This window comes from Natronocella acetinitrilica (assembly GCF_024170285.1).
In the GTDB taxonomy this organism is placed as follows: domain Bacteria; phylum Pseudomonadota; class Gammaproteobacteria; order Nitrococcales; family Aquisalimonadaceae; genus Natronocella; species Natronocella acetinitrilica.
The window spans coordinates 194,772-219,575 of record NZ_JALJXV010000008.1 but is presented as its reverse complement, the minus strand read 5'-3'; the positions used below and the strand labels follow the sequence as shown (position 1 = coordinate 219,575).

The following is a 24,804-nucleotide window of genomic DNA, read 5'->3' as shown; positions in this document are numbered from 1 at the left end:
TTACCTCTCAACTGATTGCACGGGTTTGCTTGCCAGCCACGCAGATTCAACGACGTGGCTGAATGGAATCCGGAATGACCTCTGCATCAAATAGATCTTTCAAGGCCCTGACGTTGGGGTCGCCCGCGATGGCAGCCTCCGCGGCCTCCTGTCGCCGGGTGCGGTCTTGGTCAGCCAACTCCGCAGGGGTGTCGGCCTCGACCTCACCCACCAGTTCGATGTTCAGGGACACCTTCCTGCCCAGTGCCTTGCTCAAGGCCTGTTCGATGCGCTGCTCCACGGGCTTGTTGCGCAAGTGGGTGTGCACACGTTCCAGTTTAAGCACCACCTGATCATCATCGATCCCGCCCCAGGCGCAGTGCATGGCCAGTGCCCGACTGATTCCTCCAAGCCGCATTTGCTCGACCAGGGTCGGCCAGGCCGGGATCTCGGTCACCGCTTTCGGCTCCTCGGGCTTGCCGGGAGCAGCAGCCGGCGGTGCCTTATTCACTGCCGCTGGCGGCGGCGGCTCAGGGGTTGGGGCAGGCGTTGATTCCTGCGGTTCTGCCTCGAACCAGGGGGGCTCATCGGCAGGCGGGGGTTCCTCCGGCGCTTTCGGCTTGACCGGTGGTTTCGGCTTCACCGGTGCGGCTGCGGACGGCGCGGCGCGATCGGCTCGTGGTGCCGGTGACGGCGCAGCAGCACGAGGGGTGTCCTGCTCGAGGACTGGTCTGAAATGCAGCATGCGCAGCATGATCATCTCGAAACCGGCGCGGGGCTCCGGCGCCAGGGTCAGATCACGGCGCCCCTGAAGGCCGATCTGGTAGAACAGCTGGACATCCTCTGGGCCGAGACTTTCCGCCAGCGCCTGCAAGCGCTCCCGCTCCGGTTCGTTGTCATCCACCGCGCCAGGCACGCTCTGCAGCAGACTCAGGGTGTGGAGATGGCCCAGCATGCCGGCCAGCACATCGTGAAAATCCGCGGCGCGCTCCGTCAGCGAGCCAACCACGCCCAGCAGCCCGGCTCCATCATCCGCAGCGAGGCGCTCCAGCAACTGCAGCACGGCGTCGTCCTCCATGCTGCCCAGCATGGTCCGGACGTCGTCATCATTGACGCCACCACCGCCATAGGCAATAGCCTGATCGGTGAGGCTCAACGCATCCCGCAGGCTGCCATCGGCAGCGCGGGCGAGCCGCGTCAGTGCCGGATTGTCGGCGACAATTCCTTCCTGTTCGAGCACATGCTGCAGGTGCCCGGCAATCAGTGCGGCAGGCAGGCGCTTCAGATTGAATTGCAGGCAGCGGGACAGAATAGTCACCGGCACCTTTTGCGGATCAGTCGTCGCAAGCAGGAATTTCACGTGGGGTGGCGGTTCTTCCAGCGTCTTCAACAAGGCGTTGAAGCTGTGCTGGGAGAGCATGTGCACCTCGTCAATGAGATACACCTTGTAACGGCCGCGCGTCGGTGTGTACTGCACGTTATCGAGCAGTTCACGGGTATCCTCCACCCGCGTGCGGGAAGCGGCGTCCACCTCGATGAGGTCGACAAAGCGCCCCTGGTCGATCTCACGACAGGCATCGCAGACGCCACAGGGTTCGCTGCTAACGCCGGCCTCGCAGTTCAGGCACTTTGCGAGTACCCGCGCAACCGTGGTCTTGCCGACACCGCGGGTGCCGGTAAACAGGAATGCGTGATGCAGGCGGTCATTATCGAGGCCGTTGATCAGCGCCCGCAGGACATGCTCCTGGCCCACCATCTCGGCAAAGATGCGGGGTCGATACTTGCGCGCCAGTACCTGATAACTCATGCCGCGAGGAACTCCGGATCAGCTGTCTTGGACGTCGCCGCGAATTGTACCATCGCGCAGCTCACAATCCGGTCAACAAGGCAGTCGGATTCGGGATGGGCCGACCCTTGTGCAGCTCGGAGAAGCCGATGACGATGCGGATCACCGCCCAGACGAACCAGGCGACCAGCACCACGAAGCCGATAATCACCACAGACAGCAGCATGCCAATCACCATGGCGGCCAGGCCCAGCCAGAACGTGTAGATCTGATAGGTGTAGTGGCTGCGCAGCCACTCGGGGGCGTCACGGCGTTGCACATACGCAAGAACGAGGCCGATCAGCGCCGTGATACCGGTAAAGAAACCGATCACGTAGAGCCCGTAGATGATCGTCGCCATGGTCTTGTCGCCATCCGCCGGCCCCGGCGAACCCGCTACCTGCTGTTGCTCCGTCATGCGGACCTCGTCAGATTGTCATCTTTCAGGTGTTTGATTCGGGGCCACCTCGGCGGCATTGTTGCCCTGGTCCAATCGCTCCACCGCCGCTCGGCCTCGATCGGTGAGATTCTCCAGCCGATCGATCTGCTCATCGAGCCGCGGCAAGGCCTCACGGCGGTACCGGGAGAGTTCCTCGATGGCTCCCATCACGTCGACAAAGGCGTGCTCGAGCTTTTCCATGTCCAGAGTGGCCGAGCTTGCCCGGGTCTGGATGTCCACGCCCTGGGTTCGCAGTTTCTCCGCAGTACCCGCGATCATGTCCGCCGTCGTGGCGTTTAGCCCTTCGACCCGATCGAGCACAAGTTTCTGGTTGGCCAGGGCCATGGCCACGGTGACCGCCACATTCAGGGCCGAGACCGTGACATTGATCGCCCGATCGACGCCCCGCATCAACTCCCGGTTGTTGCGGATGATCACTTCCAGGGCCAGCACGCCTTGTTGGGTCACTGCCAGCTGCTGCTGCAGGTCGGTGATCCGCTGGCGCAACGGGAAAAGCAGTTCTTCCTCGATGAACGCGCGGCGCTCCGACTCCCCGGCCTGATCCGCCGCGGCCACGAACCGCTCGTCGATGAGGCGCCCGAGCCGGATCTGATCGCTCAGTTCCGTCAGCAGGCCGCGCATGACCTCCTGATCATCCGTGAGGGTGAGGTTATCCCGCCGCAGCATGTCCTTGCCCGACTGGAGATCCCGAATGATTGCGTCCAATGCCTCCTGGGCGCTCTCGAACCGACGGAAATAACGCTGCAGCGGCGCACCCACGCCGGGAATGCGGCCGAGCAGGCTTGCCAGGCCGCCGGTGGTCAGGCGGTGGTGTCTGGGGTCGAGATCAGCCATGGCGGTGCGCAGTTCCACCAGGGCGTTGGCAACCGGGCCGCCATCATCCCCCTGGTGAGCGAGCCGGCGGATGGGCTGCTGCAACATGGCACTGCGGTGTGCCGCCTGTTGCTGCACCTCGATGCCCATGCCATCGACGGCATCACGCGGGCGAGCCCCACCGGTCAGCGCCAGCACGTCATGCACAAAGGAATCGGCCTGGGCCACCAGCGACTGGTCCGGCTCGTGGCCGGCGACGTCGGAATCTATCTCCTTCAAGTCCGGGGTACGTAATGCAAGCGGTCTGCCCTCCCCCTGGGAATCGACGTTCTCGGTCATGGTGCCGTCCTGTCATGGCTGTACTGTGCCGAACGCTCCGCGAAACGGCGCAGGTCGTCAAGAGCCCGCCCCGCCTCCACGGAGGCCGTGGGTCGATCCGTGTCGAGCCGCGATATGGCGAGGGTGGCGTCATCAAGCGCCGTCAGCATGGACTCCAGCCCGGCGACGTCGGCTCTCAGGGCGGCCTCCTCGCCCGCGATCAGATCAAGCCTGGCTTGTAGTGCCTTGCGCTCTTCCGGATGTTCATCGATGTCGGCGGCGGCCAGTCTGCGTCGCACGTAGGCAACGTCCATCCCCGCCAGGCCCTCGGCGCGCGCCGCCAGACCGTTCAAGTGATCAACGGCGGCATTGCAGACCTCCCCCACAAGAGAGCGCCCCCGCTCATAGGTCAATTCGCCGGGGTTGAAGCGCCGCCCGAGCAGATCGGTGAGACGGGCCTTGCGGGTGTAGACGCGATCGACCTGCGTAATCAGATCCTTGCGGCCGGCGGCAAGCAGACGTCGCCTGGTCTGCCAGAGGGACTGCACGACGGCATCCGCGTGCTCGGGGGGGCGGGCGCCATCCAGCCTGAGCAGCGCGGACTCACCTGCGGCAGCCCGCGTTTGCGTCGAGCGGGCCTTGTGCAACTGTGCCCGCTGCCGGCGCCACTTCAGCCAGTAGCGTTCCAGCGGCAGACTGGCCGGAATCACCGCCAGCCCGGCCAGCCAGCCCCACAGGCTGGGTCCGAAACCGCCCCAGAGAGAAGTGAGCCATAGCAGGAAGGCAAGTGCAGGAAAGGCGAACCAGTAACGCGCAATCACGTGCCAGCGCCGCGGAGGGTCCGTCGGCACGGCTTTGGCCGGGTTCATCATGCCGACCATGAACCAGATCGGGCAGGACAGGAACAGGCCGTATGCGAGGCCCTGAAGAAACGCGAACATGCCAACCCTCACGAGACATGAGTCTGGGTCGGCGAGGCGGCCCGACGGCCTGAATGGAGGCGGCGAATACCAGCCACACCCCGGCGCCCGAATCCACTGCTGCGGCTGCTCCCTTCCGGGCCTGACCGGGTTCACAGCTTCTCGTCGCGAGGGGACCGGCACCGCCGCCATTGACAGTGTCGACAGTCACCTATGCCGAACGCAGCGAGTGTATCAGTTGGCACCCCGGCAATCCATGCGGGCATGCCGGGAGAACCGGCACGCCCGCTGATCAGAAGCGCGCCCGCACCCCGGCATAAACGTTGCGACCCGGCGCCGGTTCGTAATACTGCGCATTGTTGGCGTTGACCCGGACGTTGCTGAAGTAGTCGCGATCGAACACATTGTTCAGACCAACGAAGGTCTCCACCTCACTGGTACCCATGCGCTGGACCGTGCCCACCCGGGTGTTGACGAGGCCGTACCCACCCACATTCTCGTCATTGGCGTTGTTTGCGTAGACGCGGCTGACCACGAGGGCATCAACGATCGCGTAGGCGCCGTTCGGCTCCCGCCAGGCAATTTCCCCGAACAGGGCGTGCTTGGGCAGCCCGGGCAGGCGATTGCCACTGAAGTCAGTCCCATCTGCGTCCTCGAAATCGGTAAATCGGAAATCAGACACGGTCCATGCACCGCTGACGCTCAAGTTGTCGCCAATGAAATGCTCCAAGCCAAGCTCGAGACCGTATCGCCGACTTCGACCGGCATTGCCGAACACATTCGGATCCGTCTGGACATTGACGATCTCGTCTCGGGTACGCACCGAGAAGACTGCGAGGTCGTAACGGGTGTTGTCGCCGAGAAAACCCTTGATCCCGACTTCGGCATTAACGGCGCGCTGGGGCTCCAGGTCGGGATTGAAACCACCGCCGCCACCGGGTGGGGCAAACTCCGTGAAGGTGGGCGTTTCGTATGCGGTTCCGACACTCGCATACACTGCATGAGCCGGCAGGAGTTGATAGCTGAACCCGGTGGCCGCACTCACCTCCGTGAAGCTTTGACTCCCTGACTGGTCCCCACCATCCTGTAGGCGGTCATCGATACGGAAACGTACCCGGTCCACACGGCCGGCCACCGTCCAGTCGAGACGATCCGTCAGGCCGATGTCAGCCTGAGCGAAGGTTCCTGCAGCAGTGGCCTTCTGGCGCTCGTCCTGGCTTTGTCCGGTCACCTCGCCCTGGGGATTCACGCCGAAACGCTCGCGGTCGTCCCGCTGCTCGTCCACTTCCACGCCAACGATGTAGCGAACCGGCGTATTACCCGCGCTGAACGCGTTGCTGTAATCAAGGCCGAGGCCGTAGAAATCCCGCTCGAACTTGATGAGGCTTTGTCCGGGGAACGGGAGTTGCTGGCGAAAATCCCGTTGCGTATAGAACGTCCTCGCCCGCAGGGTGCCGCCGGCGACGGCTCGATCCTCGTAGATGAGCCCCAGCCGTTGCTGCTCGACTTCCTGCCCGGCGTCGAGATTGATGGCATTGGCATTGGCACCACGTCGATTATCCCGGACCTGCTGCCGCGTAAGCCCACCGGGGTCCTGCCCCACAGGCTGATCCAGGGCCGTGAACACGGTGGTCAGGCTGCGATGCTCGTCGAAGTCATACCGGACCTTGCCGTTGAAAAGACGCTTTTCCGTCTCGCTTTGCTCGCGGAAGCCATCGTAAGCCAGCTCCCAGGCACTGAAATGGTAGTTCCAGGGCCCCTGCTCGCCTCCGCCGCGGACTCCGTAACGGCGGAAGTTGTCGCTGCCAGCCGTGCCCCGCAGTTCCAGATAGGGCGTCGGCGGCCCGTCCCTGGTGGTGATATCGAGCACGCCACCGGTGGCATTGCCGTACAGGGCGGATGACGGCCCGCGAATCACTTCGATGCGGTCCACCGATTCCAGGTCGATGGCATCGAGTTGAGACTGCCCGTCCGGCAGCGTCTCGGGTATGCCGTCGACAAACACGCGAATCCCCCGCACGCCAAACGGTGCGCGGGCTCCGAACCCGCGTATCGAAACCCGCAGGTTCTGGGCGAAGTTGTAGCGATTCTGCATGAATACGCCGGGCACGCGATTCAGCGACTCATCCAGTTGCAGGCCCTGACGCCCGTCCTGAATATCTTCCGGCTGGACCACGCTCACGGCCTGCGGTGTACGGGTAATATCCCGCTCGACACGGGGCGCAGTCACGGTAATGGGTTCCAGAGTAAGACTTTCGGCCATAACCATGCCCGGAGCCCCAGCGGCGAGCAGGACTCCACCCGCGAACCTGATCGATCGGTACATGTAACGCCCCCGTTTACTGTGACTTTATTTTTCCGGAGGCGCGCCACGGCCTCGGACCGAGATGGCCAAACGAACTACTCCGGCAACTCCACGCTGAAAGCGATGGAGGAATACCACGCCGCCAGATCGGCGATGTCCTCGTCGCTGAGCCCTTTAGCAATGATAGACATCTGGGCATGATTCCGTTCACCAGACCGGTAGGCACGGAGCTGCGCCGCCAGGTAAATGGCACTGTCTCCAGCAATGTGGGGCGCGTCGGGAAGTCGGCTGACCCCGTCAAGACCATGGCAGGCGATGCACTGCTGTGCCTTGGCCCGCCCCGCCGTGACATCTCCTCCATAAACAGAGACATGCATAGCGAAGATCAGCGCGCCTGCCGTTACCGTCAGAGCGATTCGAGTAATAACTGAGGATGCCATGTGAGAAGCTCCGGAAGCAGCTGTGCCGGGACCACCGGTCATGGCGGCCCCGGCAAGATGCGGCAGTTCAATCAGTCGCGACTGCCGTTGTAGGAGATGCGATAGATAGCACCGGCGGTGTCATCGGACACCAGCAGCGAGCCATCCGGGAGCTGCAATACGTCGACAATGCGACCGTAATACTCCCCCGTTTCGTCATCCAGCCAGCCTTCCGCAAAGGGAATGGTTTCCCCGGAAGGGCCACTACCGTCTGCTTCGAACGGGGTGAACATCACGCGAGCGCCAACCGGCGTCGTGCGATTCCAGCTGCCCCGCTGAGTGCTGAACAGGCCACCACGATAGGCCTCCGGGAACTGGCGTCCGGTGTAGAACGTCAGCCCCAGATCTGCGGCATGTGCCACCGTTTCCACCACGGGGAAAGTCAGACCTTCCGGCGGGTCGTCATTCCGATACTCATTGGTGCGCGTGGTGCCACCGCCGTACCAGGGCATCCCGAAGTGCATGCCCGGACGTGGCGCATGGTTGATTTCTCCCGGCGGTATGTCGTCACCCATGCCATCGACCTGGTTGTCGGTAAACCACAGCTCCCGGGTGGTGGGATTGAAAGTGATACCGACGGAGTTACGAACACCCCGGGCATAGACTTCACGCTCACTGCCATCCCGCTGCATCCGGACGATGCCGCCGATGCCCAGATCTTCGTACAATTTCAGCTTCTCGCGCGGCTGGACATTGTATGGCTGGCCAAGGGAGATATAGAGCTGGTTATCCGGGCCGATACGGCAGACGCGGGCACCATGGTTGAAGCTTTCCTCTTCCCGAGGAATGAGTTCTCCACTGGGTACGACGATATCCACGGCGACATCCGGACCTTCAAAGAAGAATTCAGCCGCCGGGAAGACCAGTACGCGGTTATGCTCCGCCACGAACATGAAACCATCCTGGCTGAAGCAGGGGCCGGGCTGGGTGAATGAGATTGCCGGTGCGAAGCGCTTTACCTCGTCCGCCACACGATTCTTGGTCCGGTCGGTCACCGCCCACATGTCAGTCTTGCGGGTACCGACGAACACCACACCGCTGGAAGGCCCAATCGCCATATGGCGCGCGTCGGGCACAACTGCGTAGAGATCAATGCTGAAGCCCTCCGGCAGACGGACTCGCTCCAGGTTACGGCGAATGGCATCGGCGACTTCTCCCGTCTGAGGAACCGTTGCCATGTCGAGGGACTGGCCAGTGGGCTGGAAACTGCGCATGCGCTCCAGCGCTTCGTCACTGGTGGGCTGAGTTGCGGCAATGCTGCTTGCAGCCATCAGCGCGGACGCGGCAACGGCCAATGCGGTTTGCTTGATCATTCCTTCCTCCATCATGGCGGCAGTTTTTTGGGCAGCCGCCGGTTGTAATTTTTGTAATAAACCCGGGCCGTACAGATTGCGGGGATTCACCTCCAAAGCCGACTAGGATCAGATTGGTATATCACCGCTCTACCAGACTGGCAACGAGGATCTGACTCAACGCCGCTACCACGTTATGCTGTGCCGCGATGAACCGGCTCACCATCAGAGAAGGAGTGCAATGTGGATACGCCCGCACCCAACTGCCCCAGCTGTGGCATGACCGCCGCACAACCGTGTGATCGACCCACCTGCCCTGTTGGCCACGCCGTAGCGCAAGCCGCGCAACCGTGTGCCCTCTGCGGACTGTCGAATGACAAGGCCTGCAGCCTGCCGGGTTGCCCAGCGCAGCAAGAGAAGCCCGAGGGCGTGGACATGGCCATTCCCGCTTGTCCGAGTTGCGGCATGCGCACCCGCGATGCCTGCGATCGCGCGCGCTGCGCCCTCGCCTGAACCCTCACGCCGGAGCACCCGGAATGACCTCTCGCAGCAAGACTGTGTCGCTGGTCCTGGGTGCCGGCGGTGCCCGCGGCCTCGCCCATATAGGCGCAATCGAAGAGCTGGTTGACCAGGGCTACGACATCCAGGCCATCGCTGGTTGCTCCATGGGGGCGCTGGTCGGCGGCATCTACGCACTGAACAAGCTCGACGTCTACCGCGACTGGGTCACAAGCCTGGAACAATCCGATGTGCTGGCTCTGCTGGACTGGACCCTATCCCGGGGTGGACTGATTCAGGGCGAGAGAATCATCTCCAAGCTGCGGGAGATGGTGGGTGACTGCAACATCGAGGACCTGCCCCTCGACTACACCGCCGTGACGGTGGATATCGTCCGCGAGCAGGAGCTCTGGCTCATAGAAGGGCCGCTGTTCGACGCCATTCGCGCGTCCATCGCAATACCTGCGGTTTTCACACCCCATCACTACCGAGGCCGCACACTGGTAGACGGCGGGCTGCTCAATCCCGTCCCCGTCGCCCCCACCCGCCGCACACTCACTGATCTCACCATCGTGGTCGATGTGAATGGCCACCCCGGCAAGGAAGTCGAAGCCGAAGAAACGGAGGATGCACCGGTAGAAAACGGATTACTGGACAGGCTCCGGGGCGTCATCGGTGGCGACGGACACAAACAGCCCGAGGCTTCTGGAATGGCGTTATCCGAAGTCCTCATCCGCTCACTGGAGACCATGCAGGCCGCCATTACCCGCCAGCACCTGGCAGTGTTTCAACCGGATCTGGTGATTCACATTCCCCGCAATGCCTGCATGATCCACGAGTTCCACAAGGCTGCAGAAATGATCGAGTTGGGCCGACGCATGACGCGCGACAGACTCGCGCGGCATTACGCTTGAGGCAGTTTGTCTTATTTCGGATTGAAACGCGGTCTGACGCACGTGGTGCGTGCAGGTGACCGCTTGGTTATGCGTTATGCCCGCTCACAGCAACAACTCGCTTCAGTAGCGGCCCGGGTCTTTTACCATGAGGCAGCCTGTCAGTTGCGAGGCTAGCTTTTCGTTAAACCACTTTATGGTCCCCTCCTTTTTGACACCTTGATCCGGATCGTTGAAGTACACCTTACCGTTGCCGACCCCAGTCAGCACAATCACGTGCCCCACACCAAACCAGTAGCCTGCACTCCAGACTGGGCCGCCGTCGCGGAGATACTTGAAAAGATCGCTTTCCGAGTGTTGATTTTTTACTGGGAGCTTGTATAGCCCGACCTTGCCGGCCAGCGTGATGAATTCGCTGGGATGGAGGCCCACCTGATCCGCGACCTGGTACTTGCTGGCAACAGTATTCATTGGGCCGGCGCCCTTGCCATTTTGCTGCCAGTAAAGCCAGATCATGTACGCGCTGGTATGCCAACAGCAGTTCGGTTTTTCCTGCGCCTCTAGCGGGACATTGAGCTGTATCGTAGCCATCGATGACTCCTTTCGTAGGTTTGGATGACAGCGAATCAACGGCCTTCGCAATGATTCCATCACCGTAATGGCGAGAAATCTACCCTTCTCGGTTTCCCCAGGAACTTTTGTCAACGCCACAAGAGCTCACCGCGTGAATACTTCAGCGCTTCCTTGAGGGGCAGTGCCACCGATAACGAGACGGCTTGATTCCACATCGTAGCGATAATGCACAAATATCCGCAGCCGCCCGGGAACTGGACTAACTCCCCAGCAAGATGTCGCGTCGGTGGCAAGGCATATCAAGCGTTGCTTGAGTGGAGTTGCCGCTCGCCCATGAGACGTTCGCGCAATGCCTGTTTTTGTTGCCCGAGTTCCGCTAGCCAGCCGTTCAACCCGGCCCGCTGATCAGAGTCTCCGTCAAGTTCAGCAGCGAACTCTCCCACCCAGGCCTGCCAGGTGCACAGATCCTGGAAATTGCCCAGCAGGTTCTGGCGTTGCCTCAAGCTGGACAGCAGGTCACGATGCCGCTCGGGATCCAGCTCGGCCAGATATCGGATGCGTTTCACACCTTTGCGGAGGTCATGAAGCGCTTCGTCTGGGCTGGCCACCGTGATGGAGGCCAGGCTCCGATCGTGCTGCGCAACCTGCTCGGTCAACACTGTCTGGACACGTTTTCGGGTTAGTTTTCGCAAGGCTTTCCGGAAGCTCCCTGAGGCGAGAAAGCGCCCCCAGACCAACTTCTCTCTCGCATAGGCCTCACTTGCGAGCTGCTCACACAACGCCTGATGCTCAACGTCCCGGCGGCTGCTCAGCCACGCTTGCAGGGCCGGCTGCACTCTTGGAGCCAAGAGTGGCCGTTGCTGAGAAAGTGACGCCAGAAAAACGTCCAGGTCGCGCAGATCGCTGGTCGCCTGGGCGCGCCTCTTGAGACGCTTGAGCCCCTTCCGAAGCCCCGGCACTTTCACTGCCGCCAGCACGGATTCGCCGATTGCACGACTACGGCGGAGGTTGACGCGATACTGGTGCAGAAATTCGGGATCAAACCCGGCGATCACGCCGGGCTCCAACTCCCGAATGAGTTGGTACTGATGTTCAAGCTGCAGAGCAGCGCGCTCCGGAAGATGAATACCGCCCGGCTCCTTGGTTGCCGGAGCCTCGGGCTGAAAAATGTCGTAGCTGACCTCAGCCGGGGAAAGGCTGGCCACCCATTCAGCACTACGTGGAGTGACCGATCGCCAGGCACCATCAGGCAGGCGCAGATGCACCAGAGATCCTGTTGGGAAAGAAGCCGGCAGTTCGGGGCAAAGCCAGCGGGCCAATTCGATGAGCGCCGGGTTGTGGCCGATGACGAGTACGCGCGCGGCGTCAGCTGGTAGCGCCTTCAGCCACTCGCGCAGGGCGTCACCCCGAAATGTGTAGAGTGCGTCGTCGACATGGACCCGCTCGACAAGGCCCAGACGCGGCAGTGCCGCGTCGATCACCTCCAGCGTCTGGCGGGTGCGGTCGGCGCTACTGACATGAATCTCGCCGGCCAGGGCACCGCAACGCCCGAGCGGGCTCGCCATAACCGCCGCCTGACGGCGCCCTCGGCGGCGTAATGTTCGCTGATGGTCGACCATGTCGCCCCGCGCGCGTTTAGCCTTCGCATGGCGAATCAAGTAAAGCTCTCGCATCGTTCACCCCCTGGCAGGGATCCGCTGCTCTAAGCATAGGATTGTTCTGCCCGAGCGGTCCGCGAGGATGGGTTGCGTCAGACGGCGTTATTCGTCACTGACTCCGAACCGCGTGAGCGCTAGCTGGAATTACCTTACGAGTCAGGTGCGGCCCGCCATGACCCGCGCGAGCTCCTGTCGATAGGCTGTTGCGTGTTGTTCCGGGTCGATAGGGAAACGGCCGAGTTCCATGGCCAGGTCGAAGAAGCCCTGGCCGGGCAGTCCGCCCCGGCGGCTGACAACGAGAACGGCGATCATGGGCCGCCCGGCGGCAACGTCCTCGCGCATCAAGTCCTCAAGGGCCTGGGCCACACGCTGGATGGTGCGCGGCGGGCTGAGGCCGAGAGCATCAGCGGCCTGCTGGTAGGTGATAGGCACTGCGTCCGGAAGATCACTGAGGATCTCACGCAGACGCGGGGCAAGATCGGGGGAACCTTCGGTGTTCACCAATTGCGGCCTGCGGCGTAACTTTTGGGCAAGCTATCACGCCTCATGGCGGAGCGGGCAAGCTTTCTGAACCATAGCGCATCAATAGGAGGTTTGGACAATCCAGGCTAAAAGAACCGCTTGCGGGACCTGGCATGGATGGATAGCCAGTGATTCCTACCGTAGAGTGGTGAAGTCTTGGACTTCCCCCAGTCTCGTGAGCACCCAAGCACCTCACCTTGAAGCCTGCTCGAAGACCTCGGGGCTGACGTCCCCAAGGTGGCCATGGATCGGAACCGCTCGGGATTCGTGCTCGCATACTCCGCAACCCCATCGTTCACCATCCTGGCAACATCCCGCGCCAGGGCACGTTCAGCCCAGTAATAGAACAGTGGTGGCGCCGGCGAGCGCACGGCCACATCAACGCGGCCCGCGTCCAGCGCGGAGACCTTGGCGAGAGGATCGTGAAATTCGTCCTCCCAGCGGATACACGTAGCCCTGGTCATGCTGAATCCACGGCTTGCTATCACGCATGACTTGCCGGGCCATCATCCTGTCCTGCTCCCCGACGAAGGCATCGACGGCCACCCTGGAAAACACGTGGTTATGGAGATCAACGTCTTTCATCGACTTCCCCGAGGAATGATGTCATCCGGAAAACGCGCTCATCAGCCAACGCCGCAACTCTAGAATTCCGGCTTTACCTGGCTTCGGAAGCAATCGTGGATCTCAGCCCCCGTCATGAAAACAACATCATCGTGTTGCCGGATGTGCTCGTAGAGACGCGCCAAAGCGTCAATGCGATGCGGTGCACCAGTGAGATAGGGGTGCACGCTGATCGCCATGACCCGGGGTATCGTTGTCCCTTCGCGATAAAGCTGGTCAAAGTGGGCACGCCCACGGATGAAGATCTCGTCCGACGGGTGCTGTTGCACCGCACTGATCACCACATCGTTGATCTCCACCGTGTACGGAATGGAAACCATGGGGCCATGCGCGGTCTTCAGGTAGACCGGCAAGTCGTCGAGCACCCAATCGGCCACATACTCGATGCCCGCGTCCCGGAGCAGATCCAGCGTCTCGCCAGTTTCGGTCAGACCGGGGCTTTCCCAACCACGGGGAGCCTTGCCGGTGAACTGCCTGATCGCGGCAATCGCGTCCGCGATGGCCTTTCGCTGATCGTCCAGCTTGTGCATGGGGCCCTGTACATGACCATGGCCCATGAACTCCCAACCCCGATCCAGTGCCTCCCGCGCGATACGCGGATACTCCTCGCAGACGGTCCCGTTGACGGCAAAGGTCGGTATCACATCGAATCGTTGAAGCACGTCCACGAAGCGCCAGAAGCCCACGCGCATTCCGTATTCATGCCAAGCCCAGTTGGGGATATCCGGCAACAGCGGCTGCCCCATCGGCGGTGGCAACACTGCTCTCGGCATCGCGCAACTGTCGTCCCAACGCTCCGCATTGACAATCGTCCAGATTGCCACGCGTGCATTGTCGGGAAAGCGTAGGGGCGGCCTGTCCACGATCGCGCTGTAGGGAAGACGCTGCGAAGTTCGATAGGAACTGTCTATCACTGTTTGAACTCCCCCAACAAACAACACCAAGCCCGCGTCCGAAACACGTCGCACATGGATAATCAAGGATACGGAAAGGAATATTGATCGAGACCAATCCTCGTGCTTTTTACCATGAGGCTGCCGCGGCAAGCCGTCAAGTCACGTCCACGCACACGTCGCCAGTTGCCTGCATGCGCCATTACGTAGTAGGTTCTAAAATCACATTACGATAGCCCGCGGACCACATAACGATAACCTGCGGACCACATAACGATAGCTCGCGGCCGGTCGGCCACTGAAGGGCACGCCACAAAGGGCCGCGATGCCGGCCCCACCGGCGCTCAGGAGAAGCCTAGGGATAGCGCGTTCCGCCCGGTTCGGCGAATCTTTGCCGTGCCCGGGGTGTGGCTCGTGCGAGATCCGTCACGCTGGGGAGGAGTCAGGATGGCGTTGCTTGAGCGCCTCGATGGGAAACAAACTACCGGCGGTCTCGTTACCGTTGTCGCGGTATCGATGGCGCTGTACCACTTGTATACGGCTCATTACGGCGTTCTCGCCCATTGGCAGAACCGGGCAATCCATCTCAGCTTTGCGCTGACACTGATCTTCCTGATCTACCGCACATTGCCGAATGCAACCGGCCCATGGCGCTGGCTCTCCAACGGCATCGATTTACTCTGCCTCGCCGCGGTGGGCTACGTGGCGCACTACTCGATAACCGGTCATCTGGATATTCAGCAGCGGGCGGGGCTTATTCCGGTTTCGGACCAGATTGTCGCGGCAATACTGATCTTTCTGGTCCTTGAGGCGACGCGACGCTGCGTCGGCATCGCGATGACGATCATTGCGGGCCTGTTCCTGCTGTTCGTGTTTTATGGCACCTATCTACCGGGACAACTTGGCCATCCGTCCTTCAGTTACGCCCGCCTCACCAACCAGTTCTACAACTCGACAGGCGGGATATTTGGCGCCCCGATCGCGGCATCGTCCGTCTACATCGTGCTTTTTATCATCTTCGGCGCCTTCCTCAATCGCTCCGGTGCCGGGGATTTCTTCAGTGATCTTTCGAGGGCACTAACGGGGAAGTCGATAGGCGGACCTGCGAAGGCTGCCGTGGTTGCGAGCGGGCTCACCGGAAGTGTGACCGGTTCCGCCGTGGCGAACGTGGCCACCACCGGACCGTTCACCATTCCGGTGATGATCCGGTATGGCTACTCGCGCGTTTTCTCCGGCAGCGTTGAAGCCGCCGCCTCGACCGGCGGGCAGGTGCTCCCACCCGTAATGGGGGCCACGGCGTTCATCATCGCCGAGTTCACCCGCACACCCTACAACCTGATCGCCCTGTATGCGCTGTTTCCAGCCCTGCTTTATTTCCTTGGCGTGTTCGCCATGGTTCATCTGGAGGCGAAGAAGAACAACATTCCCACGCTGAAGCCTGAAGAAATCCCGAACCTGAAGAACACGCTGTTGACGGGAATGCATAATCTGATTCCGCTTCTGGTGCTAATAGGAATGCTGGTCGCGGGCTTCAGCCCGATGAAGGCCGGCTTCTACGCGATCGTCCTGGTCGTCGTCATCAGCTGGTTCCGCAAGGATACGCGGATGATGCCAAAGGACATCATCCTCGCATTACGCGATGGAGCGGTGAATTCGCTGGTGATTGTCATGGCCTGCGCCGCGGCGGGGCTCATCGTGGGCAGCATCAGTGTGACCGGCCTCGGCCTCAAGTTCTCGGCGGCAATCATCAGTTTGAGTGGCGGCTTGCTGTTGCCAGCGCTGATTCTTACCGCACTGGCGAGCCTGGTGCTGGGAATGGGCATGATCAGCATCAGCGCCTACGTCATTCTGGCGTCGCTGGCGGCACCCGCTCTGGTGAACATGGGCGCGGAACCCGTGGCCGCACATCTCTTCGTCTACTTCTTCGGCATCCTGTCGAATGTCACGCCGCCGATTTGTATCGCGGCATTCACGGCAGCCGGAATCGCGGGTGCCAGTCAGATACGGACCGGGTTGACGGCCACCCGGTTGGCCGCGACCGCGTTCATCATTCCGTTCATGTTCGTGATTGATCCACGACTGATGCTGATGGGCGAGCCCATGTCACTGATCATTCCACTCTTTTCGGCGACGGTTGGCGTGCTTGCCCTGGCTGCGGCGCTGCAAGGCTACTTGCTGACGAAGGTGATATGGCCCGAGCGCATTGTGCTGCTTCTGGCGGCCTTGGCCCTGCTGAGCGGCAATCCGCACTCGGATGTAATCGGCATTGCACTCGGTGCACTCGCGCTGACGTTTCATATAGTCCGGGGGCGCCGTCAGGATGCAGCAACGCGCATGGCGAGCTAATGCTCTGTAACTTAATGTAATTTTTTCAGGTGAGGCAGGAGAGTAATGACGATGAAGAGAATACGCGGACTTGGGTTGGTGCTGCTGACTGCAACCATTGCAATCGGCTCCGCCACTGCACAAGCACAGCAAGTGCGGGACGTCATCTTCGCATCCGGGCCACAGGGCGGCGGCTGGTATGCGAGTGCTGCCGCCGTGAGTCAGATTCTGACGGAGAACTTCAGCGGGCTGCGTGTCACGGTCAACGAAGGCGGTGCCGTGAGTAACGTTCGGACATTGAACGCCGGGATGGACGCCAACGTCGGCTACTCCTGGACCAGCTTTCTCTCGGACGGCATCAATGGACGGGGTGACTTTGAAGGGAGCCCGCAGGAAACCGTGTCACCCATCATGACCATGCAGCGCAACTATATCTCGATCGCGGTACCGGCCCGTAGCGACATTCACAGCCTCGAGGATCTTTCCGACAAGCGAATCCTCTCGGGTAATCGCGGCGGCGGTGCGGAGCGTGCGTTCGAGAAGCTGATGGGGCTGATCGATGTCACGTATGACGACATCCGTGACGCGGGTGGATCCTTGGTGTTCACGGGTTACGGCGACGGCCCCTCCCTGATGCGTGATGGCCACATTGATGCCGTGGTTATCCCGGGCCCCGCACCCCACGCACTCATTCTTGAGGTCGAAAGCCAGATTCCGGTGAGATTGCTAGAAGTTGATCGGACGATTCTGGAACAGTTCGTGGAGCAGAATGAAGGCTTCGGCATCGATGCCGTGCCCGCCGGAACCTATCGTGGCCAGGATGATGACGTCACCGTGCTGGCGTCATACACCGTCTTGGCGGTCCATGACGGCCTGCCGGATGAGTTCGTATACGATATGACCAAGGCGTTGTTCGAGAATCGCCAGAAGGTCGCGGATGTGGTCGCTGATTTTGATTTCCTGACCGAAGAGACCGTTTTCCATGGAATTAATCGCGACAATGTGCACCCAGGCGCCATGCGCTACTTTGAAGAGCTAGGCCTGTAAGGCAAGAGTTGGGGTCGACGGGGCTTTCCACCCGCCGACCCCGGCCCATCTAGCTGCCAGCAGGTCACTCCAGGTTACGGACCGTCGGATACGCCGCTTGCATTTTTTCCAGGGCCTGTAGCTCCTGATCCGCGATCCGGGAAAGAACGGAACCCGCGGACTTCAGCTCGCTGGTGTAGCGGAGCTTCTTGAACAGCTCCGATGACTCAGCCATGTGTTGACTCGCTCCCATGACATCATCAGCCGGCAAACCGTGATTTTCCAACTCATGAGCGACGCGCCGCAGGTAACCGGATGCACCCAACCGACCCAGCACTCCATGGTTGGGGATGTTTCCACGAACGAACAGAGGGCGCACATCCCCTCCCGGTGCAACCGCGTCGCCAAGCTCTCCTCGCTCAATGGCACGGGCACAGGCGGCCATGCCAGGCGCTCCGGTCTCGAAACGAGGAATCTGCCACTGGTTACCGAACAGCGCATACGGACGAGGGTACTCACCGGACAGAATCTTGAGGTTACGTCGGAAGCTATCCCGGATAGCCGCCTTGATGTCCCATTCGGGATTCCGTTCCGGCTCCACCCACACCATGAGGTAGGGCCCGTAGCCATCGTGCAGACTCCACTCGCCGCCCCATGGATGGTGATGAGCCCAAGGCTCGTATCCGGACGGCCCCCGTTGCTGGGATTCTTCCCAGGCGCGTCGGAATACCTCCACCGGAACGTCATACTTGGAGTACGGCAGCACATCGTTGGGCTCGTAGATGGTCACCGAGCCGGCATCGAGGTCATAAGCCGTCACCACCACGTGGTGCCCGAACCCCGTGGGCCCCATGGTCTCATGCTGAAACGCAATTCGCGGCGAGGTCTTGGCCCCATAGGGCAGGAGAAGACTGTAGTGAAGACCGACCTGAACCGGGATTCCCCGATCAACCAAGCTCCGCAGTCTGGACCAGGCGCCATCCCAGCCATCCGGGTCATCTTCTTCCCAGTGCCCCTCAAAACCGAGGATGCGCGGGGTGTATTCCCACAACTCATGGAACGCACTCTTTCCACCGTTGAACGCGGGAGCACCCCACACAGGACACCAGCGGAAAGAAAAACCGTCACCCGAGATGCCGTCTGCAAAGAGCACATCGTCTTCGCCAAAATAACGAAACATCCCAAGCAGACCGGTGAAATAGCAGCGCCCCGAATTCGCCTGCTCCGGATAACCCTTTGGTCCCATCCACGTCATGGAATAATAGGCACTTTCGTAATCTCTGACGAACGACATGTCCTGCCCTCTCAAAATAATGGTTCCACGAGAATTATGTGGTATCTGAAAAATTACTTCAACAGCACGATAAAGAAAAAACGGTCATCGCCAAAAATCAGAAAAGACGAAACGCGCCATTGAAATTAATCATTTTTAAAAAATGTCTTACCAAACCGAAAGGAGCTAGCATGAATAGCGAGAAAGATAAGCACGACCACCAATGCCCTAAATATGAACCATTCGGCTGGCAACATTGGCCGGAACATCACTGGATGTCCTACCAGTTCCGGCGAGGGCTTGGTGAAACACAAGAAGGCGGCGGCTCGATAAGCGAGTGTTTTCTTGCCGCAAGTCGGATGATACCAGGCGACAAGGAAAGCTGGCACAAGGAGTGGTATCGAGTTGCGGAAGAAAACAGAAAGCGCGGCGATCAAGCTGAGACAAACGGACATATCGAAACCGCAAAGAACTGCTGGATTCGCGCAGTGGATTATTACAGGAACGCGGAGTTCTGGCTTCCCAGCGACGACCCCCGTCGGATGGAAACGTTTGACAAGTGCGAAAGTTGCTTCCAGAAGGCCGGCAGGCATTTCAATCCAAAGGTTGAGAAGGTTCTCATCCCGTACGAAAATGGCCAACATCTACATGCGTATTATCTGAAATCGCCGCGGGGCGGGGACAAACAACCCGTGCTCATTTCATTTGGCGGGCTTGATTCGTTTAAGGAAGAGCTTTATTTCATGGTTGCGCGAGGGGCCATGAATCGTGGTATTTCCTGCCTGCTGGTGGACGGCCCCGGACAAGGTGCAACAATTCGCCGCGAAAAGATTTACACCCGCTACGATTATGAGGTCCCGGTTGGGGCCTGTATCGATTACCTCGAAACACGGGATGATATCGATCTCTCCCGTATTGCCGTATCTGGTTCCAGCATGGGCGGTTATTACGCCGCACGCGCCGGTTCCTGCGAGCCGCGGTTGGCCGCGACAATTTCTCACGGCGGCAACTGGAGTGTATACGAGAATTGGCAGAATCGTTCCGACGACCACGGTTTGGTCGACCATATCAACTGGGTCACCAATTCCAAGGATGTGCATGAATCACGCGAAAAACTCGTGAACTTCACGCTGGATGGAGTGCTTGAAAACATGAAATGCCCGTATCTAATTGTGCATGGCGGGCACGATGTATTGGGCGTCAAACAAGCTTCAAAGCTGTATGACTACGCAACCAAGATGGGCGTCAACGTGACAATCAAGTTTGTCTCCGAGGAAGAGACAGGCGCCGACCACTGTCAGCATGACAACCCAACTATTGGACAGGAGTACATGATGGATTGGCTCGCTGATCAGTTCCAGATAGACCAGAAAGCTTTGAATAACGCGTAACGTCGTGAGGGTTGCGGGGCGGCGAAGGTTCCGTTGAGTTTCAACGTGCGCGCTCGCCGCTCTGCTCTTGGTAACCCGGCATCATAACGGTTGCTAGGTAAAGCCGCGCGACGCATAGAGGAAGATCGCTCGCTGGGGACAGCCAACTGTAGGGCTCATCCATCTGGAGTAACGCGAGCTCCCGAAGCCGATTCACAATGGCGGCGCAGGATCAGCTTGCAGTTGTTGCGGCAGAAACACCGCTTTCCCAGCGCCCCCTGAACATATCCCAGCATGCCCCGCAACGACACACGCTGCGCCGAATTATGGACGTCAGTTATCCGGCTGCGCGCACATCGCAAGGCCCGCTCTCTCTCTCGCCGCCCGCTCCTGGGGCAGCAATGCGGCATAGACGAAGTCATTGGCGGGCGTCGGGATTCCTGCCTGCCGGCCGAGGCGGATGACCGCACCGGTCTGCTGGTCAAGCTCGGACGGCTTTCCTTCGGCGATATCCCTCTGCATGGAGGCGGTCCCCTCGGGCGGCTGGGTATCGAGTTGGCGCAGAGCCCTCAATGCGGCGTCATGCGGCAACCGCACCCATAGCCCCCGACCCACAGCAGCAATCTCTTCCAACAGAGCGATCAGCATTTCCCGTGTTTCGGGAAGAGTGCGCGTGATGCCTATAGGCGCCCGGGTGACAGCACCAACGCCGCCTTTCGCGCAAATGAGAAGAAACTTGTGCCACAGGGCAACTCGAATGTCGTCGGCACTTCTGCGACCGCGCCGACGCAGACGTCGAATGCCCGCTGCAAGTCATCAATCCGCGCGGTTCTTTCATTATTCCGCTCTCCAAACCTAACGACGGGCTCGATGGCGAAATGGCGGATGTGGCCAGGACCGTCGCGCCAAGCGAGAATCCCGCACAGGCCATTAAGCACCGGCTCCTCGCCGAGAATCGCGGCCAAGGTATCCGAGGCCTCCACTCCGTTCTGGAGAGGCAACACCATCGTTCTCTCGCCTACCATGGGGCGAATGGCTTGGCCAGTGTCCGCAACCTGCCAGGCCTTGACCGCGACGATGACGCAATCGACCACTCCAACCGCCTGCGGATCCGCTTCAACATGAACTGGCGACAGATGCAGATCACCCTTGTGGCTGGTCACTCGCAAGCCATGCGTCCGCAAAGCGCGAAGCTGCTCACCCCGGGCAATGAAGGTGACGTCATGACCCGCTTCCGCAAGACGTGCGCCGAAATACCCACCTACCCCACCCACTCCAATCACCGCGAAGTGCATATGTGCTCCTCTGAAGTCGTCTTTGCAATCGACATGGTGACCTGCCTGACTTTATCGGACCACTGATTCCTGGAATCTGGCCTCAGATTGATATTGATCTCTTAGGGTAAGCTTGTCTCATGTGGCGTCCGATAACCTAGGCTGTGACCCTCCCCCAGAATCAGGTCCGGCCGCGCTGTGTCGGGGCGGAGGAGGGACCGTCGGAAGTTCCTAGCTTGCCGGCTAGCCCCACCATGCCACGCATAAAGTTCCCGCCGAAAATCAGGCGGAACTTGCTGCCACCCTTCACAAAGTCGCCGTACCGGACGGCGTGGGAATTGATGGACGAAATGACGGCGCGGTATATCTGCAAGGTCGATCAGCAGCTTCGCGGATTTCTTGCAAGGCACTGGTTAGCGCAACTTGGTCGCAATGAGTTTGACCTTAGTCGTCGTCGCTAACCGGCGTCGCCTCCGCTCTGCCGCCAAAGCAGCCAGCGCTCTCATCATCCGATACTGCATCGGTCAAGGGCTCGGGCCGGCGGCGATCGACGGTGACTCGAATGAGATCCATGCGATTATAATACCCCGCCATATCGTGGTGCTGCCTCAAAGGCAGGAGACTCGCAAGGTTGACGTCCGCATGCACCAAGCCCTCTTCGTCCCTGCAGATGCTGCTCAGCACGTCATTGGATGGCCCGACCACCATCGACGCCGACCGGGGACATGCGCGGAGGATGGCTTCGGCCTCGTCATCGCCGTTCGCGATGACGTAGATTGATGCCTCGTCAAGAAAACCGGAACTGACGATCACGAAGGTCTTGGATTCAAACGCATGCGCCGCAGCGCGGGTTCTGATTGCCTCCGTCAGGTCGTACCCACCGCTTTCACGGGGGTCCGTGAATGGCCAGACTGGCGGATAGTTGGAGGTATGGATCTCCTCCCCCTGCGCCATCAACGCATAACGGGACAGAGGATTGCCGTTCTCGCCACAGATCAACGATCCGATCCGTCCAATGCGGGTCGAGATTACGCGCAGGCCAGCTGCATCGCCATGGTTCCAACTGAGCTTCTCGTAGAAGGTCGGTACCAGTTTTCGGTGCACGTTCAGTACGCGCCCATCATCCCCGATGAGAATATTGCTATTCCAAAGGCAACCGGGACTGTGGGGCGAGCGTTCGGTGAAACCCAGCGAGACATGAAGTTGGCAACGTCGCGCCTCTTCTGAGATAGCAGCAATCTCTGGGCCATCGACCAACAACGATGACTGCGCGAGTCTCATGAAAAATTCATGCCCATTGATTGGCTTGAACAGCGCATTCCACAACGGGAACCCGGGGATGAAGCTTTCCGGGAAAACCAGCAGCTTCACCCCGGACTCCGATGCCATGCGGATCCATTGCTGCGCGGATCGTACACCCGCCTCGGCATCGAGCATGGCCGATGCCGCATGGGCGGCGCCCACACGCAAAGTGCCCTCCGGCTGTCGCGTGACCTTTCCGTTCATCATTCACACCCTCTCTTTATTAAGCACGCAATTTGCCACGATGGTCTACGCCACCGCCCAGGTACGATGCAGCCAGGAACGCGATCAGCAGCACCGGTCCGACACCCCCCGCAATGACATTGCCTGTCGCCAGATAGACGAGGTAGGCCAGCGGGCCTGCAAGACCCGCCAGAACGCGCTCCCATTGCCGCAATCGACGGCCCAGCGCCCCGTACACCGCGGCCGACGTCAGAGCGGTTGCAACAAAGAAAAACGCCAGCGCGAGTGCACCACCCCACCCGAATTCCGATGGGCTCAGTATCTCCGGATGCGCAACGAACGCGTAGGGAATCAGGAAGCAAACAAGGCCGAGCATGAAGCACTGCACTGTAGTGCCAATGAACGTGCCGCCAGAAATGCGCATCGCCGTGAGCACGCCGACCGCGATGGGCGGTGTCAGTGTCGACATGATTGCGAAGTAGAAGCCAAACATATGTGCGGTCAGCGGCGCCAGGCCTACATCGATGAGAGCTGGTACCACGACAATGGCAATCAGGGCATAGGCGGCGGGCGTGGGCAGACCCATGCCAATCAGCAGGGCAATGGCCATTCCGAGTAGCAGTGTCAGCGGCAGCGAGCCACCGCCAATGGCCGAAATGCTCCGCCCAAGTGAAATGCCCGCGCCTGTGGTGGACAGTGTCTGGACAACAAGCCCGATTGCCGCAAGCATCAGAGCGAGATAGATGGCGATTCGAATGCCTTCCCTGACCCCGCCCGCAAGCTGGTGGAGCTCGGGCCGATAGCGCCCAGGCCTCAGGAAGGTCAGAACCATCAATGAGGCAATGCCAAGGAATCCCGCCATGGCCGGCGAATAACGCAAATACAAAAGCCCCACGAGCACGGAGAGGGAGACGAGAAAGGACGGCATGATCCAGAGAATGCGGTCCCAGTCCACCGGTTGGCGCTCATAGGGAATCGACTCGGACGAACCCACCAGCGAGAACACCCCGATCATGATCGTCGCGATGAAAAGCAGCCCGGGAATAATCGCCGCCTTCACAATCTCGAAATAGGCCACGCCGAGAATTTCCGCCATAAGGAAGGCGCCCAATCCCATGATGGGCGGCAACAACTGGCTACCGGTGGAAGCAAGAACCTCAATGGCGCCAGCCTGCTCTTTCGTGAATCCGGACTGTTTCATTGACGGGATGGTCATCCCACCCGACAGGGCGATATTGCTCACCGCCTGGCCCGTCACCATTCCGATCAGGGAACTAGCGACGATGGCTGAATAGGCGATTCCGCCGCGAAAGAAGTTGCCGATTGCGCGACCCACATCGGCGAACATCCCGATTACGCCGGCGCCGTATAGCAGCCCACCATAGACCAGGAGAAGAAAGATCATGTCGGCGGAAAGCGGCATGAAACGGAATAGGCCCCTTGGCCCTCCGTAGCCCGCAAGCGTGCTGACCAGCAAGTTCGGACGGGTGTGTGACGGAGCCCACGTCGCCGGTATCAGGTGGGCATAGGCGAAATAAGCCACCGCCAGCGCACAGAGAGCCGCAAGGGGAAAGCCCCACAACAGCCAGGTCAGGACCAGTACGGCCAGCACCAGCAGCGCGCCCATGACGAGAGCTTTCGCGTCGATGAACGGTTGCGTGAACTCGAGCGTCCCGAGGTTTGTGTAGAGGAACCACCCGGCGATCATGGCGACCAGCGCCGCGGTCACGGCGGCCAGCACGTGCAGCGCCTTCGACCAGGCGGCCTTTCTCATGTCCGGGCCATCGATGACGGCGATCACGGCGGCGAGCAGCAGAACACCGGTCAGGTGCACGGTGTAGTGCTGCATGGACCCGTGCAGGCTGACCCAAACGGTCAGCATCTGATAGCCGATGAATACCAGCGCGGCTGGTACCAGCAAGTGCGCCGCCCACCGCGCGGCCCGGTGCGATACCGAATCCAGAAGTCTTGTCATGGAAGGATCTCCGAGAAGTCGTCC

General features: G+C 60.5%; 21 protein-coding genes and 1 other RNA gene. 4 read left to right on the top strand and 18 right to left on the bottom strand.

The window, feature by feature from the left end; translation table 11 throughout:
- Positions 1-46: 46 nt before the first annotated feature.
- From dnaX to J2T57_RS16630, 8 genes are all read right to left on the bottom strand, one after another.
- A complete protein-coding gene (gene dnaX / locus J2T57_RS16665) occupies positions 47-1,786 on the bottom strand; it encodes a DNA polymerase III subunit gamma/tau (protein ID WP_253481414.1) in 1,740 nt (579 codons plus the stop codon).
- A 61-nt stretch (positions 1,787-1,847) separates the two neighbouring features.
- Positions 1,848-2,222: a DUF4870 family protein gene (locus J2T57_RS16660; RefSeq protein WP_253481411.1), complete on the bottom strand. Its 375-nt coding sequence runs from the start codon at positions 2,220-2,222 to the stop codon at positions 1,848-1,850.
- A gap of 18 nt (positions 2,223-2,240) precedes the next feature.
- Positions 2,241-3,416: a toxic anion resistance protein gene (locus J2T57_RS16655; RefSeq protein WP_253481408.1), complete on the bottom strand. Its 1,176-nt coding sequence runs from the start codon at positions 3,414-3,416 to the stop codon at positions 2,241-2,243.
- Entirely contained in the window at positions 3,413-4,336 is a 924-nt protein-coding gene (locus J2T57_RS16650) for a cobyrinic acid a,c-diamide synthase (RefSeq protein ID WP_253481405.1), read from the bottom strand. The genes J2T57_RS16655 and J2T57_RS16650 overlap by 4 nt, the downstream gene beginning before the upstream one ends.
- Before the next feature lie 64 nt (positions 4,337-4,400).
- Positions 4,401-4,497, bottom strand: an RNA gene (gene ffs / locus J2T57_RS16645) — signal recognition particle sRNA small type.
- Positions 4,498-4,607: 110 nt separating this feature from the next.
- Positions 4,608-6,584, bottom strand: a complete 1,977-nt coding sequence (locus J2T57_RS16640) for a TonB-dependent receptor family protein (RefSeq protein ID WP_253481402.1) — start codon at positions 6,582-6,584, stop codon at positions 4,608-4,610.
- Positions 6,585-6,715: 131 nt separating this feature from the next.
- On the bottom strand, positions 6,716-7,060 hold the full coding sequence (locus tag J2T57_RS16635) for a c-type cytochrome (protein WP_253481399.1): 345 nt from the start codon (positions 7,058-7,060) through the stop codon (positions 6,716-6,718).
- A gap of 71 nt (positions 7,061-7,131) precedes the next feature.
- A complete protein-coding gene (locus J2T57_RS16630; RefSeq protein ID WP_253481395.1) occupies positions 7,132-8,412 on the bottom strand; it encodes a PQQ-dependent sugar dehydrogenase in 1,281 nt (426 codons plus the stop codon).
- Positions 8,413-8,927: 515 nt separating this feature from the next.
- Between J2T57_RS16630 and J2T57_RS16625 the strand changes: the two genes are divergently transcribed.
- Positions 8,928-9,803: a patatin-like phospholipase family protein gene (locus J2T57_RS16625; protein ID WP_253481392.1), complete on the top strand. Its 876-nt coding sequence runs from the start codon at positions 8,928-8,930 to the stop codon at positions 9,801-9,803.
- Positions 9,804-9,905: 102 nt separating this feature from the next.
- On the opposite strand, the gene J2T57_RS16620 is transcribed toward J2T57_RS16625, so the two are convergent.
- From J2T57_RS16620 to J2T57_RS16600, 5 genes are all read right to left on the bottom strand, one after another.
- Positions 9,906-10,373 (bottom strand): papain-like cysteine protease family protein, encoded by a 468-nt coding sequence (locus tag J2T57_RS16620; RefSeq protein ID WP_253481389.1) that lies wholly within the window; start codon positions 10,371-10,373, stop codon positions 9,906-9,908.
- 281 nt (positions 10,374-10,654) lie between these two features.
- On the bottom strand, positions 10,655-11,920 hold the full coding sequence (locus tag J2T57_RS16615) for a CHAD domain-containing protein (protein ID WP_253481386.1): 1,266 nt from the start codon (positions 11,918-11,920) through the stop codon (positions 10,655-10,657).
- A 249-nt stretch (positions 11,921-12,169) separates the two neighbouring features.
- On the bottom strand, positions 12,170-12,514 hold the full coding sequence (locus J2T57_RS16610) for a hypothetical protein (RefSeq protein WP_253481384.1): 345 nt from the start codon (positions 12,512-12,514) through the stop codon (positions 12,170-12,172).
- 107 nt (positions 12,515-12,621) lie between these two features.
- Positions 12,622-12,999 carry an amidohydrolase family protein gene (locus J2T57_RS16605; RefSeq protein ID WP_253481381.1) on the bottom strand — a complete coding sequence of 126 codons (378 nt, stop codon included), beginning with the start codon at positions 12,997-12,999 and terminating at the stop codon, positions 12,622-12,624.
- A 180-nt stretch (positions 13,000-13,179) separates the two neighbouring features.
- Positions 13,180-13,983: a polysaccharide deacetylase family protein gene (locus tag J2T57_RS16600; protein ID WP_253481378.1), complete on the bottom strand. Its 804-nt coding sequence runs from the start codon at positions 13,981-13,983 to the stop codon at positions 13,180-13,182.
- A 516-nt stretch (positions 13,984-14,499) separates the two neighbouring features.
- Between J2T57_RS16600 and J2T57_RS16595 the strand changes: the two genes are divergently transcribed.
- Together J2T57_RS16595 and J2T57_RS16590 are read left to right on the top strand one after the other, a co-directional pair.
- On the top strand, positions 14,500-16,398 hold the full coding sequence (locus J2T57_RS16595) for a TRAP transporter permease (protein WP_253481368.1): 1,899 nt from the start codon (positions 14,500-14,502) through the stop codon (positions 16,396-16,398).
- Between the two features lie 51 nt (positions 16,399-16,449).
- A complete protein-coding gene (locus J2T57_RS16590) occupies positions 16,450-17,424 on the top strand; it encodes a TAXI family TRAP transporter solute-binding subunit (RefSeq protein WP_253481365.1) in 975 nt (324 codons plus the stop codon).
- Positions 17,425-17,488: 64 nt separating this feature from the next.
- Here the strand turns inward: J2T57_RS16590 and J2T57_RS16585 are convergent, their stop codons facing one another.
- Positions 17,489-18,697 (bottom strand): BtrH N-terminal domain-containing protein, encoded by a 1,209-nt coding sequence (locus J2T57_RS16585; protein WP_253481362.1) that lies wholly within the window; start codon positions 18,695-18,697, stop codon positions 17,489-17,491.
- Between the two features lie 38 nt (positions 18,698-18,735).
- Here J2T57_RS16585 and J2T57_RS16580 point away from each other — a divergent pair, with 38 nt between their 5' ends.
- On the top strand, positions 18,736-20,067 hold the full coding sequence (locus J2T57_RS16580; RefSeq protein WP_253481358.1) for an alpha/beta hydrolase family protein: 1,332 nt from the start codon (positions 18,736-18,738) through the stop codon (positions 20,065-20,067).
- Positions 20,068-20,379: 312 nt separating this feature from the next.
- Here the strand turns inward: J2T57_RS16580 and J2T57_RS16575 are convergent, their stop codons facing one another.
- The 4 genes from J2T57_RS16575 to J2T57_RS16560 all read right to left on the bottom strand — a co-directional run bounded on the left by J2T57_RS16575 (position 20,380) and on the right by J2T57_RS16560 (position 24,780).
- Complete coding sequence (locus J2T57_RS16575) at positions 20,380-20,772, bottom strand: ketopantoate reductase family protein (RefSeq protein WP_253481969.1); 393 nt, start codon at positions 20,770-20,772, stop codon at positions 20,380-20,382.
- Complete coding sequence (locus tag J2T57_RS16570) at positions 20,727-21,341, bottom strand: ketopantoate reductase family protein (protein ID WP_253481338.1); 615 nt, start codon at positions 21,339-21,341, stop codon at positions 20,727-20,729. Before J2T57_RS16570 ends, J2T57_RS16575 begins: the two co-directional genes overlap by 46 nt.
- Positions 21,342-21,764: 423 nt before the next feature.
- A complete protein-coding gene (locus J2T57_RS16565; protein WP_253481335.1) occupies positions 21,765-22,829 on the bottom strand; it encodes a carbon-nitrogen hydrolase family protein in 1,065 nt (354 codons plus the stop codon).
- 16 nt (positions 22,830-22,845) lie between these two features.
- On the bottom strand, positions 22,846-24,780 hold the full coding sequence (locus tag J2T57_RS16560; RefSeq protein ID WP_253481330.1) for a TRAP transporter permease: 1,935 nt from the start codon (positions 24,778-24,780) through the stop codon (positions 22,846-22,848).
- Between the last annotated feature and the right edge of the window lie 24 nt (positions 24,781-24,804).

What these genes read in the sequence shown, in the direction of transcription:
- J2T57_RS16635 (WP_253481399.1), bottom strand. Translation starts at nt 7,060, where the DNA reads ATGGCATCCTCAGTTATTACTCGAATCGCTCTGACGGTAACGGCAGGC.
- J2T57_RS16625 (WP_253481392.1), top strand. Translation starts at nt 8,928, where the DNA reads ATGACCTCTCGCAGCAAGACTGTGTCGCTGGTCCTGGGTGCCGGCGGT.
- J2T57_RS16585 (WP_253481362.1), bottom strand. Translation starts at nt 18,697, where the DNA reads ATGTCGTTCGTCAGAGATTACGAAAGTGCCTATTATTCCATGACGTGG.
- J2T57_RS16595 (WP_253481368.1), top strand. Translation starts at nt 14,500, where the DNA reads ATGGCGTTGCTTGAGCGCCTCGATGGGAAACAAACTACCGGCGGTCTC.
- J2T57_RS16590 (WP_253481365.1), top strand. Translation starts at nt 16,450, where the DNA reads ATGAAGAGAATACGCGGACTTGGGTTGGTGCTGCTGACTGCAACCATT.
- J2T57_RS16620 (WP_253481389.1), bottom strand. Translation starts at nt 10,373, where the DNA reads ATGGCTACGATACAGCTCAATGTCCCGCTAGAGGCGCAGGAAAAACCG.
- J2T57_RS16650 (WP_253481405.1), bottom strand. Translation starts at nt 4,336, where the DNA reads ATGTTCGCGTTTCTTCAGGGCCTCGCATACGGCCTGTTCCTGTCCTGC.
- J2T57_RS16655 (WP_253481408.1), bottom strand. Translation starts at nt 3,416, where the DNA reads ATGACCGAGAACGTCGATTCCCAGGGGGAGGGCAGACCGCTTGCATTA.
- J2T57_RS16660 (WP_253481411.1), bottom strand. Translation starts at nt 2,222, where the DNA reads ATGACGGAGCAACAGCAGGTAGCGGGTTCGCCGGGGCCGGCGGATGGC.
- J2T57_RS16640 (WP_253481402.1), bottom strand. Translation starts at nt 6,584, where the DNA reads ATGGTTATGGCCGAAAGTCTTACTCTGGAACCCATTACCGTGACTGCG.
- dnaX (WP_253481414.1), bottom strand. Translation starts at nt 1,786, where the DNA reads ATGAGTTATCAGGTACTGGCGCGCAAGTATCGACCCCGCATCTTTGCC.
- J2T57_RS16570 (WP_253481338.1), bottom strand. Translation starts at nt 21,341, where the DNA reads ATGCACTTCGCGGTGATTGGAGTGGGTGGGGTAGGTGGGTATTTCGGC.
- J2T57_RS16630 (WP_253481395.1), bottom strand. Translation starts at nt 8,412, where the DNA reads ATGATCAAGCAAACCGCATTGGCCGTTGCCGCGTCCGCGCTGATGGCT.
- J2T57_RS16565 (WP_253481335.1), bottom strand. Translation starts at nt 22,829, where the DNA reads ATGATGAACGGAAAGGTCACGCGACAGCCGGAGGGCACTTTGCGTGTG.
- J2T57_RS16560 (WP_253481330.1), bottom strand. Translation starts at nt 24,780, where the DNA reads ATGACAAGACTTCTGGATTCGGTATCGCACCGGGCCGCGCGGTGGGCG.
- J2T57_RS16605 (WP_253481381.1), bottom strand. Translation starts at nt 12,999, where the DNA reads ATGACCAGGGCTACGTGTATCCGCTGGGAGGACGAATTTCACGATCCT.
- J2T57_RS16615 (WP_253481386.1), bottom strand. Translation starts at nt 11,920, where the DNA reads ATGGCGAGCCCGCTCGGGCGTTGCGGTGCCCTGGCCGGCGAGATTCAT.